This window comes from Streptomyces sp. NPDC057486, assembly GCF_042802415.1.
Taxonomy (GTDB): domain Bacteria; phylum Actinomycetota; class Actinomycetes; order Streptomycetales; family Streptomycetaceae; genus Streptomyces; species Streptomyces yanii.
In genome coordinates, this window is sequence record NZ_JBHVEE010000053.1 from 1 (window position 1) to 17,913 (window position 17,913).

Annotated in this window: 18 protein-coding genes; 16 read left to right on the plus strand and 2 right to left on the minus strand. The window is 67.5% G+C overall.

Translation table 11 applies throughout. From position 1 onward, the window contains the following. The first annotated feature begins 182 nt into the window (after nucleotides 1–182). Nucleotides 183–995, plus strand: coding sequence for a hypothetical protein (locus tag ACFU6I_RS24030; RefSeq protein ID WP_384370320.1), 813 nt, complete (start codon nucleotides 183–185; stop codon nucleotides 993–995). Nucleotides 996–1,395: 400 nt separating this feature from the next. Here the strand turns inward: ACFU6I_RS24030 and ACFU6I_RS24035 are convergent, their stop codons facing one another. Beyond that, complete coding sequence (locus tag ACFU6I_RS24035) at nucleotides 1,396–1,866, minus strand: hypothetical protein (protein WP_384370322.1); 471 nt, start codon at nucleotides 1,864–1,866, stop codon at nucleotides 1,396–1,398. Nucleotides 1,867–2,291: 425 nt separating this feature from the next. Between ACFU6I_RS24035 and ACFU6I_RS24040 the strand changes: the two genes are divergently transcribed. Further along, the gene (locus ACFU6I_RS24040) at nucleotides 2,292–3,497 is read left to right on the plus strand and encodes a hypothetical protein (RefSeq protein ID WP_384370325.1); all 1,206 of its coding nucleotides are present in this window, start codon (nucleotides 2,292–2,294) and stop codon (nucleotides 3,495–3,497) included. Continuing rightward, nucleotides 3,494–4,648, plus strand: coding sequence for a C40 family peptidase (locus tag ACFU6I_RS24045; protein WP_384370328.1), 1,155 nt, complete (start codon nucleotides 3,494–3,496; stop codon nucleotides 4,646–4,648). The genes ACFU6I_RS24040 and ACFU6I_RS24045 overlap by 4 nt, the downstream gene beginning before the upstream one ends. A 781-nt stretch (nucleotides 4,649–5,429) precedes the next feature. Here the strand turns inward: ACFU6I_RS24045 and ACFU6I_RS24050 are convergent. Further along, nucleotides 5,430–6,056 (minus strand): hypothetical protein, encoded by a 627-nt coding sequence (locus ACFU6I_RS24050; protein ID WP_384370331.1) that lies wholly within the window; start codon nucleotides 6,054–6,056, stop codon nucleotides 5,430–5,432. Nucleotides 6,057–6,274: 218 nt separating this feature from the next. Here ACFU6I_RS24050 and ACFU6I_RS24055 point away from each other — a divergent pair, with 218 nt between their 5' ends. The 13 genes from ACFU6I_RS24055 (at nucleotide 6,275) to ACFU6I_RS24115 (ending at nucleotide 17,895) form a co-directional block, all read left to right on the plus strand. Next, nucleotides 6,275–6,739 (plus strand): hypothetical protein, encoded by a 465-nt coding sequence (locus ACFU6I_RS24055; RefSeq protein ID WP_384370333.1) that lies wholly within the window; start codon nucleotides 6,275–6,277, stop codon nucleotides 6,737–6,739. Continuing rightward, a complete protein-coding gene (locus ACFU6I_RS24060; protein WP_384370336.1) occupies nucleotides 6,736–8,916 on the plus strand; it encodes an ATP/GTP-binding protein in 2,181 nt (726 codons plus the stop codon). Before ACFU6I_RS24055 ends, ACFU6I_RS24060 begins: the two co-directional genes overlap by 4 nt. 14 nt (nucleotides 8,917–8,930) lie before the next feature. Continuing rightward, nucleotides 8,931–9,869, plus strand: a complete 939-nt coding sequence (locus ACFU6I_RS24065; RefSeq protein ID WP_384370338.1) for a replication-relaxation family protein — start codon at nucleotides 8,931–8,933, stop codon at nucleotides 9,867–9,869. A 69-nt stretch (nucleotides 9,870–9,938) separates the two neighbouring features. Next, nucleotides 9,939–10,214 (plus strand): hypothetical protein, encoded by a 276-nt coding sequence (locus ACFU6I_RS24070; RefSeq protein ID WP_384370341.1) that lies wholly within the window; start codon nucleotides 9,939–9,941, stop codon nucleotides 10,212–10,214. Between the two features lie 71 nt (nucleotides 10,215–10,285). After that, nucleotides 10,286–10,870, plus strand: coding sequence for a hypothetical protein (locus ACFU6I_RS24075; protein ID WP_384370344.1), 585 nt, complete (start codon nucleotides 10,286–10,288; stop codon nucleotides 10,868–10,870). 648 nt (nucleotides 10,871–11,518) lie between these two features. After that, nucleotides 11,519–12,559 (plus strand): bifunctional DNA primase/polymerase, encoded by a 1,041-nt coding sequence (locus ACFU6I_RS24080; protein WP_384370441.1) that lies wholly within the window; start codon nucleotides 11,519–11,521, stop codon nucleotides 12,557–12,559. Beyond that, complete coding sequence (locus ACFU6I_RS24085) at nucleotides 12,556–14,082, plus strand: phage/plasmid primase, P4 family (protein WP_384370346.1); 1,527 nt, start codon at nucleotides 12,556–12,558, stop codon at nucleotides 14,080–14,082. The genes ACFU6I_RS24080 and ACFU6I_RS24085 overlap by 4 nt, the downstream gene beginning before the upstream one ends. Continuing rightward, entirely contained in the window at nucleotides 14,079–14,480 is a 402-nt protein-coding gene (locus ACFU6I_RS24090; protein ID WP_345509481.1) for a DUF6009 family protein, read from the plus strand. The genes ACFU6I_RS24085 and ACFU6I_RS24090 overlap by 4 nt, the downstream gene beginning before the upstream one ends. Nucleotides 14,481–14,518: 38 nt before the next feature. Beyond that, nucleotides 14,519–14,659, plus strand: coding sequence for a hypothetical protein (locus tag ACFU6I_RS24095; protein WP_384370349.1), 141 nt, complete (start codon nucleotides 14,519–14,521; stop codon nucleotides 14,657–14,659). 45 nt (nucleotides 14,660–14,704) lie between these two features. Further along, on the plus strand, nucleotides 14,705–15,376 hold the full coding sequence (locus ACFU6I_RS24100; RefSeq protein ID WP_384370352.1) for an IS5/IS1182 family transposase: 672 nt from the start codon (nucleotides 14,705–14,707) through the stop codon (nucleotides 15,374–15,376). A gap of 335 nt (nucleotides 15,377–15,711) precedes the next feature. Beyond that, nucleotides 15,712–15,954: a hypothetical protein gene (locus ACFU6I_RS24105; protein ID WP_384370355.1), complete on the plus strand. Its 243-nt coding sequence runs from the start codon at nucleotides 15,712–15,714 to the stop codon at nucleotides 15,952–15,954. 795 nt (nucleotides 15,955–16,749) lie between these two features. After that, on the plus strand, nucleotides 16,750–17,433 hold the full coding sequence (locus ACFU6I_RS24110; protein WP_384370357.1) for a replication/maintenance protein RepL: 684 nt from the start codon (nucleotides 16,750–16,752) through the stop codon (nucleotides 17,431–17,433). A gap of 48 nt (nucleotides 17,434–17,481) precedes the next feature. Continuing rightward, the gene (locus ACFU6I_RS24115; RefSeq protein WP_345509478.1) at nucleotides 17,482–17,895 is read left to right on the plus strand and encodes a hypothetical protein; all 414 of its coding nucleotides are present in this window, start codon (nucleotides 17,482–17,484) and stop codon (nucleotides 17,893–17,895) included. Nucleotides 17,896–17,913: the final 18 nt, after the last annotated feature.

Sequence of the window (17,913 nt, forward strand, 5' to 3'; positions counted from 1 at the left end):
CCGGCCCGGCCGGCCTGGCCGCAGCCGGCATCGAACCCGCCCTGCTGCCCCCGGCCCCGGCCGCCGCCGAAACGGTGCACCACCACGCCGAGCTGGTGGGCGAGCACCTGCGTGCTCTGGAGCCTGGCGAGACAGGGGCAGCTCCGGCCGTTCATCCGGAGACAGAGCCCTCGCCTGAGCCCGTGGGTGCCGAGTCCGTCGTGTTGGACGAGCCTGTTCTGCCTGACGTCGACTACACCGAGGCCGTCCAGGGATTCATCGCTCAGTACGGCGGGCTGCCGAACGCCCGCCAGTTCGGGCTCTTCCTCGCTCAGTACGGCGTCGTTGATCCCGTCACCGGCAGCGTGCTCACGGAGGGACAGCTCAGGCCGATCCTGCAGGATTTCAAGATGCAGGCTCCGCAGCCGCCCGTGCCGGCTGACGAGCAAGAGCGAGAGACCGATGATGTCGCGCAGCCAGGATCGGCCGTGGTTGACGAAACGGATGACCGAGACGCAGGGGCTGACGCATCGGGTGACAGCCGCTCCTCTTCCGGGGCTGCCATGACTGAGCCGGCTGCCGCCTCGCAGCCGTCTGCGGTCGAGCCGGTCCTGGTCCCGACTGCCTCGGCGGCAGAAGATCGTGCGGCCGGTGGGGGAGTGCCGCAGCAGTCTCCCCGCAATGCCCCGACGGCGGGTGTGGCTGGGGACGGCGCGCCGGGGGAGCCGACCGTATGGGAGGCCTCGGTCTCCGACACGGGAGAGGCCACTGCGCGACTGCCCGAGCAGCAGACCCAGGAGGCTGATCTGGACCCTGTGCAGCAGCAGATAGTGACGGTCGCGGGGTGGCTTGCCGAGGCCGAGGAGGCCGGCCAGAAGCTCTCCGGGGCGGAGGTCGCCCGCCGTCTGGAGCTGTCTCCGAAGACCGGTCAGCGACGGGTCAATGCAGCGGCCGACTACTTGACGGAGCAGCGGCGGCAGCAGGGCCGCGCGCATCTCCGGTCGGTCAGCAGCTGACTGAACCGTTCTGACGAGTGGCCGATGACCGATCCGGGTCGTCGGCCACAGTCATGTCCGAGCCCTGCCGCGTGACCGATTCCGGGGGTGTGACCGGTGCCTGATGGCCAGTGACCGATGGCGCCGTGACCGATTCCGGCGCCCGTGACCGATGACCGATGCGGCCCGGATCGGTCATCGGTCATGACCGGCAGAGTGCTCATCGGTCACCTCGCCGGTGTGGCCGACGGGCCTGTCCGAGCGGCACTGTTCCGCCTCACGCGGCAGGGCTTGCCCACTGCTCATGCAAGTTGTCCGGGGGGTTGCATCGACCGGTCATCGTGGCTTGCCCACCCCTTGAGGTGGCTTGCCCAATCGGTCACGGGCGGCTTGCCCGCCACATGGGCAAGCCGCCCGTCTGCTATTTCAGGGAGTTGGGCAAGCCGGTCTGAGGAGGGTTCATGGCACGACATCCGAAAGGAGAAGTGCTGTGCTGAACCTGACGCCGACTGCCCCCACTGCCCGTGGAGTCTTTGACCGCTTGGACGTGGAGTGGGAGGTCCTGTGCGCGGATGCCTGTGTCCAGGCCGCCGTGACCGACTGGCTCGTGGCCGATCACCTGGCTGACGAAGTTGCGGCCGTGACCGATTCCTGGGTGTGCGGTCTCGGCCCCACCCAGTTGCTCGCCGTCCTTCAGCCGCCCAGCGGGGCTGTGACCGATGCGCTGACCGATGCCGTGCTGCGCGCTCTGTTGCGCCGTGCGGTCGGCCGTGACCGATCGGCCACGCTCGCCGCCCGCATCGTCGTCCAGGCGATGATCCCGGCCGCGGTCCGCATGACCCGCGGCCAGGTCCGCTCCTTCGGTGGCCGCATCTTCGACGACATCGGTCACATGACCATCGCTGCCCTCTACGTCGTCGCCCGCTCTACGGGCACAGTGCACGCCGTGGGCTGGTGGAGCCGTTCCTGCCCAATGGGACCGAACCGGTGGTGCGCGGTCGCGGCCGTACGGTCGCGGCCCTGGGGGAGGTGCTGCTCGCGGGGGGGGGGAGCAGATCAGCCTGTGGCACGCGATGCTGCCCGGCTGCCGCACCCCGCGGGTGATGACCGGGTACGCCCAGTACCTGCTCGCCCGGCACTTCGCGATGGCCACGCCCTGGTGCGGCTCCCAGCTCGGCGACGAACGGGGCGGCCTGTTCGGGCTGCAGCTCGCTTCCGGCGGTGCCCGCCCGGTCATGGTCGACCCGGCCCGTGGGCCCCGGAAGAACGCGTCGGCTCGGCTTGCCTGTCTCCTCCTGGTACGACACACAGATCGACATGAGCACCCGATGGGCCGTCGACCACTTCGGCAACCCGCCCATGGAGCGCTTCGAAGAACACTGCGTGCCCGGTGACACCGACGCTGCGAAGAAGGCCAGCCTCGACAAGGTCGGCGGCGCACTCTTCCTCCTCATCGCCGCCATCATCGTCTGCATCCTCATCTCCGGCCTCGCCGGCAGCTTCCTGGTCGCGCAGTGCCGCATCGCCTGGGACGCGATCCGCGGCGAGCCCGCCCTCATCGCCGGCACCATCCCCGGCGCCGGCCGCGCCTTTCTGTGGGACTGGTCCGCCTCCGTGCTCCGCTCCCTGGGCCAGATGCTTACCGCCGTCATCGCACTGGCGGTGTTCATCCTCATCGTCCAGGCCGTCCTCGACCCCGTGCAGGAAGACTGGGGCAGGGAACTGACCCTGCGCTTCCTGGTGGTCGACGTCGTGTGCATCGGCGCGGTCAAGAAGCGCAAGCAGCTGTCAGCCCGCTCCAAGCAGACCGCCGCGAACTTCCGCGCCAAGATGTCAGCCGCCCGGATCGGCGGCACCCACGGCTCCGTCTTCAGCGGTCCCTCCACCTCGGCAGTCCCCAAGAACCGCCACATCGTCAGGAAGACCACACGCGGCCTGGTCCGCGGCGCCCTGGCCGGTGTCTCTCTCGCCCAGGGCAACCCGCTCGCCGCCATCGCCTACTCCATGCCCCGCACTGTCGGCGCCACAGCCCTGGTAACCCGCATGCAAACCGGCCGCCGCCACAGCCGGCCGCACCATGCCCGCCCCGCCGGCGGCCCTGCACCGCGTCCTGGCAACCCGCCGGGCGCACCCGGCGGCGCGGGCCCCCCACCACAGGGGCCGCCGCCGAGCGGCCCCCACGGCGGCCCGCCCGGGCCGACATACCCGCCACGCCCCGCCGGCCCCACGCGTCCGGCCGGCTCGCCGCGCCGGACTGGATCCGCTGCCCGCACCTTGCGCCCCAGCACCGCTCCCGCCGCCACCTCGTCCACCACATCCACGACTGGCACGCCCGCTGCAGACCCGACGAGCCGTCCCCGTCGGCACGTCCAGGCCCACCGTGCCGTCTCCCGCCGCACCCAGCGGGCGGCCACACCACCGAGCCGATCCGTGAGGGGGCCGGGCGGATTCGACGCCTGGCTCGCCGGCCGGGAGGAGCGGGAACTGGCTCGTCGGCGCAGGCCTGCGCAAGGACCGTCGTGACGCAGAGGAACAGGAAGTGGCTGGCTGGCGGCGCAGGCCTGATCGTGCTGGCGATCGTCCTCCTGGCGGCGATCGCCGCGCACGTCGCCGGTATCGGGCAGAGCGAAGCCGCAGCCGCGACCGCACGGGCCCAGTGCGCCGCCCACGGGCCGGGCGGCATGAACGTCGACACAGTCCAGGTCGCCCAGCAGGTCAAGGCGGTGCTCGCCGGCAGCAGCAGCGACGTCAAGGTCGCAGGCCTGCCCGCGCCCAAGGAACAGCTCCCCAATGCGAAAGCCATCGTGGCGACCGGGGCGCAGATGAAGATCCCGGCACGCGGCCAGGTCATCGCTCTCGCCACGTCCCTGCAGGAGTCGGGCCTGCGCAACCTGGATCACGGCGACCGGGACAGCCTCGGCCTGTTCCAGCAGCGCCCCTCCCAGGGCTGGGGCACTCGAGAGCAGATCATGGATCCGGTGTACGCGTCCAGGAGGTTCTACAAGGCACTGAAGTCCCTCACGGACTGGGAGAGCATGCCGATCACCGTCGCCGCCCAGAAGGTCCAGAAGTCCGGCCTGCCCGACGCGTACGCCAAGCATGAAGCGCTGGCCACCGTCCTGCAGCAGGCCATTGCTCCGACGCTCGGCACCGCAGCCGCCATCTCCGGCATGCCTCCCGCGTTGGCCGGCTTCGCGGCCGGCTGCATTCCTCAGATCGGCACCGATTACGGTGGCATCCCCGCAGGCAGCCTGCCGGAGGGATACCAGATCCCCGTCACTGCCCCCGTCCGGGCACGCAACGCGATCCGTTGGGCGCTCGGCCAGCTCGGCACCCCGTACCAGTGGGGCGGCACCTGCACCAACCCCCACGGCAACACCCCCCGGGACTGGTGCGACTGCTCCTCCCTGATGCAACGCGCCTACGGTGTGGCCGGTATCGAAATCACGCGGACCACCTACACACAGATCAACGACGGAGGGGCAGTGTCGGCCAAGGCGCTCCAGCCGGGTGATCTGGTCTTCACCAACGGCACCGCATCCCGGCCGGAACATGTCGCCATGTTCATCGGCGACGGGTTGGTCGTGCACGCCCCCCGACCAGGGCGCGTCGTAGAAGTGGCTGAGCTCGCGGCCCATGGAACGATCCTGGTTGCCCGTCGCATCGCGCCCTGATTCTCAGGCGGTCACGGTCTGCGGGCGGCGGGCAGCACCCAGCCTCGCGCCACTCCGCGAAACGCAGCATGTCACCGTCGTAGGCCCGGTTGGTCTCGTGCGGGATGGGCACCTCGGCATCCTTGTGCACCTTTGCCGCGTGGTCGGGCTGCGAGGGGCACGACCCCGCCGGTCGCCGATACCGCTGTCACATCTCGTCAGAGCGTCCGGCAATCTCTAGCCGCACGATCTGGAACCCGTCGAGAAGGTCCTCGACGTTCTCGACGTACGGACCCTGATCGGCGTGGTGGCTCGCGAGCAAATCGGCACCGTTCGCGAGCCGTCACGTCCAGAGAGGGCACCGGCCCAGTGCCAGCGGTTGGCGAGTCGAGGTGCCGGTAGGAACGGTGTCATGACCCAAAACGGGCGGTGTGGTCGCCGAGTAGCAGCCGGAAGACTGGGCACCCCCGTCCGGATCGCGGGCGGCAAGGCGCCGAGTGGCGGGATGTGAGCGCCAAGGGAAGGGGCCCCGCGGTACGTGCGACGGGCCCGCGGGGCCACACGAGTACCGTCCTGTCAGGGCACTCATACCGACCGTACGGGCAACCAGCACTGACCGCCCGTCGGCAGCAGCCGGAGTGTGCACCCGTGTGCCCGCCACAGGTGTGCAGGCAGTTGGACTGACCGCAGCGGTCGGCCGGCTGAGCAGCCGGGCAGAATGGCGTGGAAGAAGCTTCGCTCACCCAAAGTGCCGCGTCTGGCCGGTCTCGGGGTGGGTGTCAGTGGCCGTGGGGTTTCGTGGTCAGTAGACCCGTGGTCCGGCGTCCGTGACGCGCACCGGTTGGGCCACACTGCCCGGGGTTTTGCCCTTGAAGACGACCTCGCAGGAGTATTTGGTCTTCACGTCCAGGGGTACCAGTACGGCCTTGGGGATGTCGTTGCACCGTGCGTGGTCGATGCTGTCGCGGTAGTTGCCGTAGAGCAGTCGCGCGACGCCGTTGCTGGTGAGGATGCCCTTGTCCGGGACTGCCTTGAATTCCACAACGTTGTCCGACCAGCCGGACTTCTTGCCGATGGTCACATCCCACGCCACCTTCAGACCCTCGTAGGTGGTTGTGCAGGTCGCCCGCGTACCGCTCTTGGATCCCAGGTCCTTGGGGCACTCGGCGGTGGTCTTGCCTGTGGCCTGAGCCATTTTGAGGGTTTTGCGACGCAGCTCGTACGTCAGATTCTCATCGAATGAGGCATCGTCGGCCGGGGAGGGCTGCGGCTCCAGCTCCGGCTCTGTGTTCGGCTTGGTCAGCTTTTGCGGCAGCACGGCAGCGGCTGGTGTCTGCTTTGCATCCTTCTCTGAGCTGGAACTTCCCTCCGCACAGCCCGTGGCCAGTAAGCCCATCGCACTGACAGCTACAACAATCTTGATCCGCATGGCCGTGACCCTATCGATCAATGAGCGACTGCTTTAACCGGCAGCGGGCGGAGCCCTGAGATCCAGACACTCGGAAGCGAAGGAAAAGCAAAGTCCCGTGGCTGGTGTCTGAATCGGCCTTCCGAACTGACTTGGTCCAGGTGGGGGGGGAGTTCTTCCCACACCGACCAGGAGGCCATCATGCACGCAGCGCTCCGTGAGATCACCCGGCGGCCGGTGTGAGCGTCACCGACCTTCCGGACGCCCAGGGCTTCTTCGACGCCGTCGACTGGGTCACCGCCGCCGTCCCGTACTTGGCCGCTCTCTCTGCGACCGCCCTGGTCATCTGGATCTGTGTGGCCCTGCGGCGCGCCCGTCTCGTACGGGACGCCCTCGCGGACCGCGTCACCGTGGAAGTGGTTCCCACCTCCACGTTCGACCCGGGCGAAGGCGAGGTCGGCCGGTGGGCGCGCCAGCTTGGCCGGGTTCATCACGCCGCCGGCGGTGTCCCGGCACGCGGCTCGGCCGTTCGGCTGCGTTACAGCGCTGACGACGGCACGATGCGGTGCTTCCTGGAGGGACCAGCCACTGCGGCCGCCGTGCTGGCCATGCCCGGCTTCGCAGAGGTCGACGTCCGGGCCCACCGCGCCCAGAAGGACATCCAGCCGGTCCGATTCCCCCAGCAGCCGCAGAGGGCGAAGTGACCGCCACCTTCGACTTCACCAAGTCCCCCACCGGTAACAACCGCCGACGTCTGTCCCATCGCTACGTGCAGCGCGTCGAACTGACGCTGGCGCTGCCGGACCGGAAGCCGCTTGCCTCCCTCGGCCTGAACCCTGACCCGCTCCAGCAGCTGGCGGCCGCCATGGCATCGGTTCGCACTGAGGACGACGAGCGGGCTGACGTCGTGCTCGACCTGGTCCCCGTCCGCGAACGTCGGCTCGTCCGGCGCCGGCGTCGGCTGCTGGCACAGTCCAAGCGCCGCGGCCCCTCCGCGTACGGCGAGCGGTTGACTGGCGGCCTCGGTGGGGGAGGGGCGTGGGAATCGGTACTCGCTGCCTGGTCCGGCGGCAAGATGGCTGGCGGCGGCCGCGGCAAGCGGTTGCCCCGCATGACCGATCTGCGCGACGGCGTCGGAAAATTCGATCCGGCGGCCGGCGCCGTGTTCGCCGTGCAGCTGCTGCTGCGGACCGAGGCCGGGCACCCGCAGATCTCACTGGCCCGCATGAATCAGCTGATCGCTGCGTTCTCCGCCACATCCGGCGAGAACTACCTCAAGCCTCACCGTCCCCGTACCCGATGGCGGATCGCCTCGTTCGAGAAACGGTTCACCACCGGTGAGTTCGCACCCCGCAAGCGGCAGTGGCTGACCGTGCCCGAGCTGGCCGGCTTCCTCAAACCACCCACCATCAAGTGCCGCGCCTCCAGCGTCGTGCGCTCCGGCGGCCTGGTTCCGCCGGCACCGTCCAACCTGCCCGTTTACACCGGCCAGCGGGACCTGGTGCCGCTCGGCGCCGTCATCTACGCCGACGGACGCGAGCGCATCGGCGCTGCCCGCGTCAAGGACCTCCTCTTCGGCCTGCAGCTGGGCAAGTCCGGCCACGGCAAGACCGAGGCCGCGCTGGTGCAGTGCATCGCGATGGCCCACTCCGGGTACGGCACCTGGTTCCTGGACCCGCACGGCGAGGGATGGGTGCGAGCAAAGCCGTATCTGGCACACCCCGGCATCGCCTCCCGCGTGTGGGAGATCAACCTGGCCCACTGCGAACCGGACCAGCTCGTCGCGTCCTGGAACCCGCTGTGCATGGAAGGCCGGACTCTGAGCGCGGTCAAGGACGTCGTCCGCGCGGTCACCGAGGGCATCGCCTCAGCCCAGAACTGGGGCGATAATGCCCCGCGCGCCCGGACCATCCTGGCCCGCGCCACCCAGGCCTTGGCGATGCTCAACCACCAGGCCGTCCGGACCGGCGAACCGGACGCCCAGTGCACGCTGTTCCAACTACGGAGCTGGCTGACGGACGAGGAGTGGCGCGAGCAGCTGCTGCCGAAGCTGCCGGAACGGGTGCGTGACTACTGGGAGAAGACGTTCCCAAAGCTTGCTGGGGACGCCGTGCCGACCGTCACCTACGCCATCGACCGTCTCGACACCTCCCCAGCGCTGCAGGCCTTCTTCGGTAGTCCGCGCTCCGCGTACGACATCCGCACGGCAATGGACACCAGCCGCGTCGTGTTCGTCTGCCCCTCCGGCAGCGAGAGCGACGCACTCGTCTCCTGCCTGCTCATCCACGATCTGCACCGCGCCGGCCTGTCCCGCCAGGACACCCCGAGAGACCAGCGAAGGACCTTTTGGGCCTGGGGAGACGAACTCACAGCACTGGACTCCTCATCGAAGGGCTTCCTCGCCGCGATCGCCGAGCAGCTACGCAAGTACGAGGTGCGGTTCATCGGGATGACGCAGATGGCTCTGCGGCTCAGTGCCATCACCCGCCAGTCCCTGCTGCAGAACCAGAGCCTGCTGTCGACGTGCGCAGCCGACTTCGACGAGGCCGCGTTCGTCGCCAGGCGCTGGAACGGGCACGTGACCCCAGAGACCATCACCGAGCTTCCGAAATACCACTACGTCATGTCGATCAACCTCAACGGCACCCCGACAAAGCCCTTTCGGGTCCGCGGCCTGCCGGTCGAGGAGCTGTTCGCGCACTACGACAACCCCGCCGGTGTGCTCGACCTGGACAAGGCGATCGACACCAACCTCCGGCGCCGGCCTGTCGGCGAAATCCTCGCCGCCCTTGAAGACCTGGACGCCGTCGTCCTCGCCCACCACACCGGCGGCCGCCGCGGCGCGAACGGCGCCGGCGACCCCACCACCTTCATCGACTGAAGCGGAGCACTGTGATGCCGTACCCGCACACCGGCCCCACAGGCCTGGGCCAGATCGCACAGCAGGCAATGCAGGTCCTTTACCAGCACCGCCTGGTCTCCACCAGGCAGCTGCACCAGCTGATCACCCCGCACCACTCCCGCGCCGAGTACCTGCGCCGGCAACTGCACTCCTTACGCGAGACGGGCCTGGCCGAGACCGTCGGCCGCCGCGTCACCGGCCAGACCGAGCTTTTGTGGTGGCTTACCGAGAAGGGTGCGAACGCCATTGAATCGGTCGGTCTGCTGCCTCAGCGCCCGTACCGGATGAGCCCGGAAGCCGCTCTCGGCCCGCTGCAGGAACACACCCTCGCCACGGTGGAAACGGGCCTGGCCTTTGTCGACTGGGCCCGCCGCCTCGGCCACGAATGCGGACCGCTCGACTGGTCACCCGAGATCTCGCACCACTATCGCGACGACGCCCGCCCGGGTGAAGAGCTCAGCCTCATCCCTGACGCCGTTCTCAACTACGTCCACGCCGACCAGAAGGCGAAACAGCGCACCCTGCTCACCTTCTTCGTCGAAGTCGACCGCACCCAGATGACCATCGCCCGCCTCGCGCAGAAACTCCACGCATACGCGGCCTACCACGCCTTTGCTCCGCAACCGCCCTCCGGCCGCGGAGCCAAAGCAAGCCGGCGGGCCGCACCGGCCTGGCGCTACCGCTACCCGGCTTTCCCGCGTCTGCTCCTGGTCCTCACCGGCGCTTCCGATACCCGACTGGCACGGCGTATCGCTGACCTGCGCAGCCTCGCGGCCGGCGACCCGGCACTCGCCACCACCGGGCTACGGGCCGGCGTCACCACCCTCGGAGAACTCCGCGACCAGGGCCCCTTCGAGCCGATCTTCACCCCGGTACTCGGCCCCGTCGACCACACCGACGCGTGGCTGTGCCCGCAGGCCGTTGCTGCCTGACCACCCCCTCAGCAGGAGGAAGACTTCATGCTCTTCAGATCCAGCCGCCCATTCAAGGAGGCTGCATGTATGCCGGCCGCTTCGGCGGTGCCGGGCGATTACCGGGCTTGCGACGAGCTTGGCGCCATCGCCCAGCCGTTCTCGCCACTGGTCGGGGAGCTGCTTGCCCTGTACTGCCATACCCGCCCCATCGGCGCGCTCTCCCAGAGCGAGGACTGCCGGGACGAGTACCAGTTGACGGCACGGCAGATCGTCCATCACCTCGTCGAAGGCTGGCAGAACCAGACGGATGGCCGCGGCACGATAGATGACCTATTGATCCAGCCGCGCCAGAGGTGGGGCTGATGCTGACGTACTCAGTCGGGTTGGCGTGGTCATGGCGGAGTTCGGCCGGGCGTGGGCGTAGGGGGACCCGGATGGGGACTCAGGCAGCCTCGTACGAGGGGCGTACGACCCCAGGGACCTTGCGGGAGGTCGCACGCGATGTGGTTGCACGGGATGAACTGCCCGTGGTGGAGGGGTTGGCGCGGTTCGGTGATGCCACGGTCGTGCGGAGGCTGAGGCACAGGGACGGGCGGCGGCGGGAGCGGTTGGGCTTTGGGGCGGGTGAGGTCACCGCGCTGGTTACGGGGGCGGTGTGGCTGGCGCTGGACCAGACCGTACGCCAGCTGGGGGAGCGGGCGGCGGATTGTGCGCCCCATGGGGCGAGGGACCTACTGCGCAGGGTCTTCCGCAGACACGCGGAACCGGCGACGGTGCCCTCGTTGGCTCCCGAACAGCTCGCCGAGGTGCGGCAGCGGGTGCTGGAGGTGGCGGCCCGGCGCGGCCTGGAGCGGGAGTATGCCGAGACGGTCGCCGACGCGATGGTGGCCAGACTGGCGCTGGGCGCTGCGGGGGCGGTGAAAACCGGCGCTACGGGGAGCCGCCCGGGCGACCTTTGGCCACGAACGTCACGCACGGTCGTTCTCATGACCCGCCGCACCCCTTGGCGACACCCCTGAGAACGGCCGGGTTGGGACCCGGGCCACCAAACCGTCGGAGGGGCCAACCAGCAAACGACGGTACAGCGACGCAAGCGACTGAACCCCATGGGTGTCTGTTCCTGGAATGCCGGCCTGTTCCTTCGGTCGCTTCGGTCGCTTCGGTCGCTGAGCCAGTGAGGATCCTGCCCCAGCGACTCAAGCCAGACAGCCCGGAGCAGCCTCAGTCGCTGCCTCGGGATACGTCAAACCTGCAGCTCAGAGGGCATCGTCCAAATGGAGCAGCGACTGAAGCGACTCACGATGCCGGTATATGACGTCATTCCTGAGTGCGCGTGTGCGTCATATATAGAAGACTTCAGTCGCTTCAGTCGCTTTCTGTCCTCCGAGAGGCTTCTGACCTGCGGTTTTCGGTGAGCTAGGAGGTGAGCGACCAAACGCCGCTGGGTCGCTGCCCATCGTTTCGGTCGCTGGCTGACGGCCTGCCCCGACACGGAGGCCTTCCGTTTTTCAGGGGGTGTGGGCAGGTTGGCCGCGCACTTCGCTAGTGTGTGTTCATTGTTGAGTCGCTTCAGTCGCTAATGGGGGAACCACATGCCTGCTGAGCTGCGCTTTTCTCGCAGCGACTCAAGGCAGTCAGTCCCTGAAGGTTCAGTCGCTGACTCCTTGATGCTGGCTACGGCCAGGTGGTGTGCCAGCCGTGGGTGGCCAGTACACCCGCTGACGCCTGGACGTAAGACCCCAGCCGGAAACTGCGCCCAGTGCCGTGAGGCAGGGCACTCCCGCCACAGGTGCGACTGCCGGGCAGCTGGTCGGTGGTGCCACGGATTTCACGCAGCAACCCTCGACAGAGCCCGAATCGACCAATGGTGGAGCTACACGCCTGACTTCGGTGTAGGCATCGCGTGCGGCCCCGCAGGACTGGTCGTCATCGATGTCGACGCTCACCAGCAGCCGCTCCCGGACCGGGATCAGATCCTGCCGGGCATCCCGATCCCGAAGGGCGTCGATCTTCGGGGACTGGCCAACGGCTACCACACCCTTGCCGTCCTGGCCGCGTTGCGTGGTGTAGCGAGCCCCGCTGACGACGAATCCACCCTGCGCGTACGAACACCATCAGGAGGGCTGCACGTCTGGTACCGCGCCACTGACGGACGACGCTGGCAGTGCTCGACCGGATCGAGCGGCGGCCGAGCCCTGGCCTGGCAGGTAGACGTCCGTGCTCACGGCGGCTACATCATTGCCCCCGGCACCACAACAAGTGCAGGAACGTACACACCGCTCGGAACAACTCGGGAACCTGCACCGCTCCCGACGTGGCTGGCCCAAGAACTTGAGCGCACCGGGCACCTTCCGGCCCCAAGCGTTCCTGCCCCACGGTCTGTTCCGCCACGTGCCCGCCAGGCTGTCATTGCGGCCGGCGGAGGCGCGAGCCGTGCCAGCCGCACTTTGGCCACTGTCCTCGGAGAGGTCGCCGCCTGTTCAGCCGTGGCTGAAGGAGCGGGATTCTCGGACAAGCTCAACCGTGCCGCCTTCACGGCAGGCGGACTGGTTGCGGCAGGGCACCTTGCTGAGCAAGCCGCGGCTCAAGCACTGCAGGAGGTAGCCGACGTCGCCCGCCCCCGCCAGACGCGCCGCATCGAGCAGATCATCCGCAGCGGCATGAATGCTGGCATACAGCATCCTTTGGACCCGGGGAGTCGCTCATGACATCCTCCGCCAGCGGCGACGGCTTCCTCTTCAACTTCGATCCGCAAGCCGTAGCAGCCCAGATCCTCGCTCAAGCGGCACCATCGCTCCCTGCTCAGGCAGGCGAAACGCGCTTGGCGGTGGTGCACGACAATCCCGCCACGGCCGTCGGCCTGCTACCAGACACACTCTCGGACCGCGGCAACGCCAAACTGTTCGTGAAGCTGTATGCCAACGACTACCGCCACGTTCCCGGCCTCGGCTGGTTCCGATGGGACGCAACCCGCTGGCAGATCGACGAAGACGACGCCGTCATCTGGGCAGCCGGCGACCTCGCAGAGAACCTGGCCGTCAGCGACCCTCGGGGCGTCTACACCCCGGCAGCGCTGCAGCAGCATCGACGCCGGGCGCTGAGCACGTCGGGCATGAATGCCATGCTCACCCAGGCCAAGGCCGCCCCGGGCATGGTCCTCAATGCTGCGCTCCTGGACGCTGACCCCTACGTCCTGTGCACACCCTCAGGGGTGATCGATCTGCGTACCGGCCTGCTGAGAACACCCGACCCGAACAAGGACTTCCACTCACGCTCGACCTCGACCGGACCGACACAAAGCCCTACCCCACGATGGGACCGCTTCCTTGCCGACACCTTCGGCGACGACGCGGAAGGCACGGAAATGATCGGCTTCCTGCACTTGCTCCTGGGCTATTCGATCACTGGCGACGTCGGCGGACAGGTAATGCCGTTCCTGTTCGGATCCGGCAAAAACGGCAAGTCCGTCCTCCTGGATGTGCTGATGAAGCTGTTGGGCGACTACGCCGACGCCGCCCCGCCCGGCTTCCTCATGGCCCGACCCTACGAGGGCCACCCCACCGACCTCGCTGAACTCCACGGCCGACGCGTCATCGTGTGCTCCGAGGTCAAACCCGGTGACAAGTTCGACGAGGCACGCGTCAAACTCCTGACCGGCGGAGACCGAATCAAAGCCCGCCGAATGAGACAGGACTTCTTCAGCTTCGCCCCCACCCACAAGCTCTGGCTGCTGGGCAACCACCGTCCCGAAGTCGGCACCGGCGGCTTCGCCTTCTGGCGCCGCATGAGGATGATCCCGTTCGAACGCGTCGTCTCCGACGACCGCAAAATCGACAACCTTGCCGACATCCTGGTCGCTGAAGAAGGCCCCGGCATCCTCAACTGGCTCATCGAGGGAGCACGCCGCTACCTCGCAGGCGACAAGAACCTCACCGGCCCCCAACGAGTCCGCATCGCCACCACTGCCTACGCAGAAACCGAAGACCACACCGGACGTTTCCTCGAGGAGTGCTGCGCTCTCAACCCAGAGCAGCGAGCCGAGCAGACCAGGCTCTACGCCGCTTACAAGGACTGGTGCCAAAATGAAGGAGCACCTGCCATCTCATCCCGAGCCTTCGCCACCCGCGTGCGTGAACTGGTCGGACTCGCATCGCCGAAGGAAATGAAAGTGTCCAACCAGCGCAAGTACTATCCGGGCATCGGACTGCTCGCCGACGGGGAGACAACGTGAGCTCTCTCATTACAGAAGACGAGATCTGCCACGAGATCGAACTCGTCTGGCTCGAGGACACGACCGACCTCGACTACGTACGCCAAAGCCTCGACCGGCTGCCCACCCGCCGAGCCAAGCCCGCGTACCACCGAGACGGGCGCATGGTCGGCTACGCACTCCTCGGCCCCAAAGCCAAACCTTCGCGCTCCTCAGGAACCTTCCGCAGACGTGTCTTCTGGCTCCTGCCCCACGACCGGGACACCGACGCCGACGGCGTCTATGCCTCCGGCGCGCCCGCCGAGGCCATCGACCCACGCACACTCGCCCCGGCACGAAAGGGACGAAAGACGGAGCGCTCAGAAGGCGGACCTCCTTCCAGCGCCATGCAAGAACTCGGCATAACGTTCCCTCTCTGAGAGGGCGGTATGTGAGTTGGTAGGTGTTTTGTCGTCACGTGAACGTGTGGAACTGCGGCATCCCAGCCGGTCGGCGGCTGGGATGTGCCGAGCTGCCCACCGCGAGCGAGCACAAGCCCTACAAGACCGACCCGTCCGATGAGCAGTGGGCGCTGATCGAGCCGGCGATCGCGGAATAGAAGGCTGCACACCCCTCGGTCAGCGGCCACCAGGGTCGGCACGAGATGTGGGAGATCGTCAACGCGCTCCTCTACCAGGGCCGCACCGACTGCCAGTGGGACCTGCTTACGTACGACCTGCCGCCGCGCGGCGCGGTGAAGTGCTACTTCACCAAGCGGTGCGACGACGGCACCGACCAGACCATCCACGACCTGCGGCGCTGGCAGGTGCGGAAGAGGGCGCGGCGGACGGCGGACCCGAGCTTGGTCGTGCTCGACACTCAGAGCGTGCACGCGGCGGCCGGGGTGCCCGCGGAGTCGACGGGGCGTGATGCGGCGAAAAAATTACCGGCCGCAAGCGCGGCCTGGCCATTGACGTGTTGGGCCTGGTCATCGCGGTGGTGGTGCTCGCTGCATCCGTGTACGACAACGCCGCCGGCATCGCGCTGCTGGACGAGGTCGCCGCCGACACCGACAACCGTGGAGAAGGTCCTGGTCGACCAGGACTTCAAGAACGCCGTCGTCGCGCACGGTCAGACGGTGGGCATCGAGTTGGAGATCGTCGAGCGCAACCCTGTCCAGACCGGGCTCGTGCCGATCCCCAAATGGCGGATCGTGGAGCGTGCCCACGGGTTCTTGATGCTGCACGGCAGGCTGGTGCGCGACTATGAGCACCAGCCCCGCAGTTCGGAGTCGCGGGTGTACTGGGCGTTGACCGCGGTGAACTGCGCCGGCTGACCGGGGCCACCGCTGCGGCCTGACGCAACGCATGATCGGAGGGGAGCTGACCCTCGGGGCGCTGTTGGCGCAGCAGGAGGAGCGGGAACGGGAGATTGCCGCGCAGGCCGAGGCGACGGGGGAGCAGATCGGGCAGCTGACGGCACGACTGGACGAGCTCGGCCGGGCCGCCGAGGAGGTCCGGATCACCCGCAAGACGCTGCTGGAGCTGCCCGATCCGCAGCCACTCGTGCCACCGGCCCCGAAGCTGCCGGACCATCCGGCCTACCAGCAAATCATGGCGGTATTCACCGCGGCCGACGACCAGTTGCGGGGCGCGGCAGGTGTGCGAGGCGATGGACCTGGAGGTAGCGCCCAACAACATCAACAACACCCGCCTGAAGCTCAAGCGACTGACCGAGCGCGAAATCCTGGTCGAGACCGAGCAGGGCTTGTTCGCCCAGCCGCGGCCACAGCCGCCCGGCGACGCCGCGGCCAGCCCGCTCGCCCCTCCCAAAAGGGCGAAACGGACATCAGCCCACGCACAGCCCTCTGAGGCATCCGATACGCGCTTCTGGCAGTGCGATCCTGCCGAGTGAGCCAACCCGTCTGTCGTTCATACGGCATCGGCTGAGCCGGTAGATGGCAAGAAGGCCTGCACTGGTGTCGCGGCGAGCGGTAGCTCCTCAGCCCTGGCGGGCTTCCGGTGCCCCGCCGTTGCGCCCGAAGTCAGCTACGCGGCAGCAGGTTGTTGACTGCTGGAGAGGCCTTTCAAATTGGCTGAGCAAGGTGGTGGCGCAGGTGACCACTTGCGGATGTCAGGAGAGGACCGCTGCGTCAGGGCTGGCTTTCGGGGGTTGCGGTGGAGACATGCGGCAGTTACGGCTTCGGAATGGAGCAGTGCGGGAGTTGCCCCCAGAGTTTGCCGGGATGGCGGTCGTTGGTTGCTCTTAAGTAAGAGAACGTACCGGCTAGCAAGGCTCTGACCTGCGCTTTTGTGAGGTCGATGTTGTCGTGGGGAGCACATTTCAGGTGTTGAAATGTCAACGTGGCCGTCACATCTTGCTCCATAGATCAAGCAGTGCTTGATTGCTGCTTCGGCCGCGAAACGGGGCGCATCGCCGCTGGTCAGGGACCTTGCGTGCGCAGCCACAGCAGCGCAACCGGCACCGCGGCGATCCATGGAATGTGCTCTACATGCGACACACAAACTCAAGCAGCGCTTGATAAATCGGATCACAGTCGAACGGAAAACAAGCACACGTTGATTTTTGATGCCGCCTCGCGCTTCAGGGCGGAAGGCGTCGTCTTGCTGGCGCGCCGGTGCGTCAAAAGACAAGCTCCCGTTGATTTTTCGGATAGGGTCTGTACTGCCTGAGTACAAGGGAGGTCATGTGTCATCTGAACTGCCGGCCCGGCGCCGTCCGGGCGGGCCACGATCTGTTCCGCTGCGCGCTTCCGACAACGTCGCGTACGACGACATCCTGAGCGTGCTGGGGAGACAGCTCGGCGAAGCCGTCCCGACCGCCGACCCGCGAGGCCGCCGCAAACTCAAAGGGGTCACCTTCGAGTACGGGGACGACCCTCGCGCTGTCCACGACATGGCCGGCAACACGGGCTACAGCCTCGCGAGCAACTGGTTCACCCAGCTACTCGCGCAGCTGGCCGTCGCCAACTCCATCACCAAGTCGCAGCTGTGTGTCTTCCTCTTCGTCGCCGGAGGGCAGGTCCCGGGCACCGGCATCGCCCAGTACACCCAGCAGGAGATCACCGACGGGCTGAACAAACTCGCCGTGCAGAAGAACGGCAAGAAGATCACCCGGTCCACGGTGAACCGCGCCATCAAAGCCCTGTGCGAGTACAACTGGGTGGAGAAAGCCGGGAACGGGGCGATCCAGCTGAACGTGAGGCTGTGGTTCCAGGGCAACAGCACCGCTCAGCGCGAAGTGCTGGCGACGATTACTTCCGAGCATGGCGACGATCCCAGCGCCTTTCCTCATAACATCGGTCCAGAGCCGCACCAGGAAGAGTTCGACTTTGGGCAGGCTGCCTATACCAGGGAGAAGAGGATCGGTTGATACCCCGCATGAACCCTGGCAGCAGACAATGAGGAAGGTGGAGGCCTGATGGCTGAGGTTCTGTCTCCGATCGTCTCCGATCGCATCTGGGCCGTGCCGGTATCAGGGGCGGCAGTGAAGTTCCTTCAGTACCTTGTGTTCCGCTCGGAGTTCGGGGGACACCTGCCCGTACGACAGAAGGACATGGCGAAGGAATACGGGATCACCCCCCAGGCGGTCAGCCTCCTCATGGCGCCCCTCTGCGATCTCAAGATCGTTCTCCGGCCCCGCAACGAAGGCCGTCAGGGCAACAGCTACCGGCTCCATCCACTGGCTGCCAAGTACCAGAACCACGACGACATGGAAGCGGCCTTCCGGCACACGCTGGACGCCATCAGGAACGGCCAACTCCCGAACCTCGAGCTGCCTTCATACACCACGGCGCCGCCGCGTGAGGGCAAGCCGAATCTTCAGGTCGCCTGACCAAAACAAGGGCCCCGC

What these genes read in the sequence shown, in the direction of transcription:
- ACFU6I_RS24040 (WP_384370325.1), top strand. Translation starts at nt 2,292, where the DNA reads ATGAGCACCCGATGGGCCGTCGACCACTTCGGCAACCCGCCCATGGAG.
- ACFU6I_RS24050 (WP_384370331.1), bottom strand. Translation starts at nt 6,056, where the DNA reads ATGCGGATCAAGATTGTTGTAGCTGTCAGTGCGATGGGCTTACTGGCC.
- ACFU6I_RS24065 (WP_384370338.1), top strand. Translation starts at nt 8,931, where the DNA reads ATGCCGTACCCGCACACCGGCCCCACAGGCCTGGGCCAGATCGCACAG.
- ACFU6I_RS24070 (WP_384370341.1), top strand. Translation starts at nt 9,939, where the DNA reads ATGCCGGCCGCTTCGGCGGTGCCGGGCGATTACCGGGCTTGCGACGAG.
- ACFU6I_RS24075 (WP_384370344.1), top strand. Translation starts at nt 10,286, where the DNA reads ATGGGGACTCAGGCAGCCTCGTACGAGGGGCGTACGACCCCAGGGACC.
- ACFU6I_RS24080 (WP_384370441.1), top strand. Translation starts at nt 11,519, where the DNA reads ATGCTGGCTACGGCCAGGTGGTGTGCCAGCCGTGGGTGGCCAGTACAC.
- ACFU6I_RS24085 (WP_384370346.1), top strand. Translation starts at nt 12,556, where the DNA reads ATGACATCCTCCGCCAGCGGCGACGGCTTCCTCTTCAACTTCGATCCG.
- ACFU6I_RS24100 (WP_384370352.1), top strand. Translation starts at nt 14,705, where the DNA reads ATGTGGGAGATCGTCAACGCGCTCCTCTACCAGGGCCGCACCGACTGC.
- ACFU6I_RS24105 (WP_384370355.1), top strand. Translation starts at nt 15,712, where the DNA reads ATGGACCTGGAGGTAGCGCCCAACAACATCAACAACACCCGCCTGAAG.
- ACFU6I_RS24115 (WP_345509478.1), top strand. Translation starts at nt 17,482, where the DNA reads ATGGCTGAGGTTCTGTCTCCGATCGTCTCCGATCGCATCTGGGCCGTG.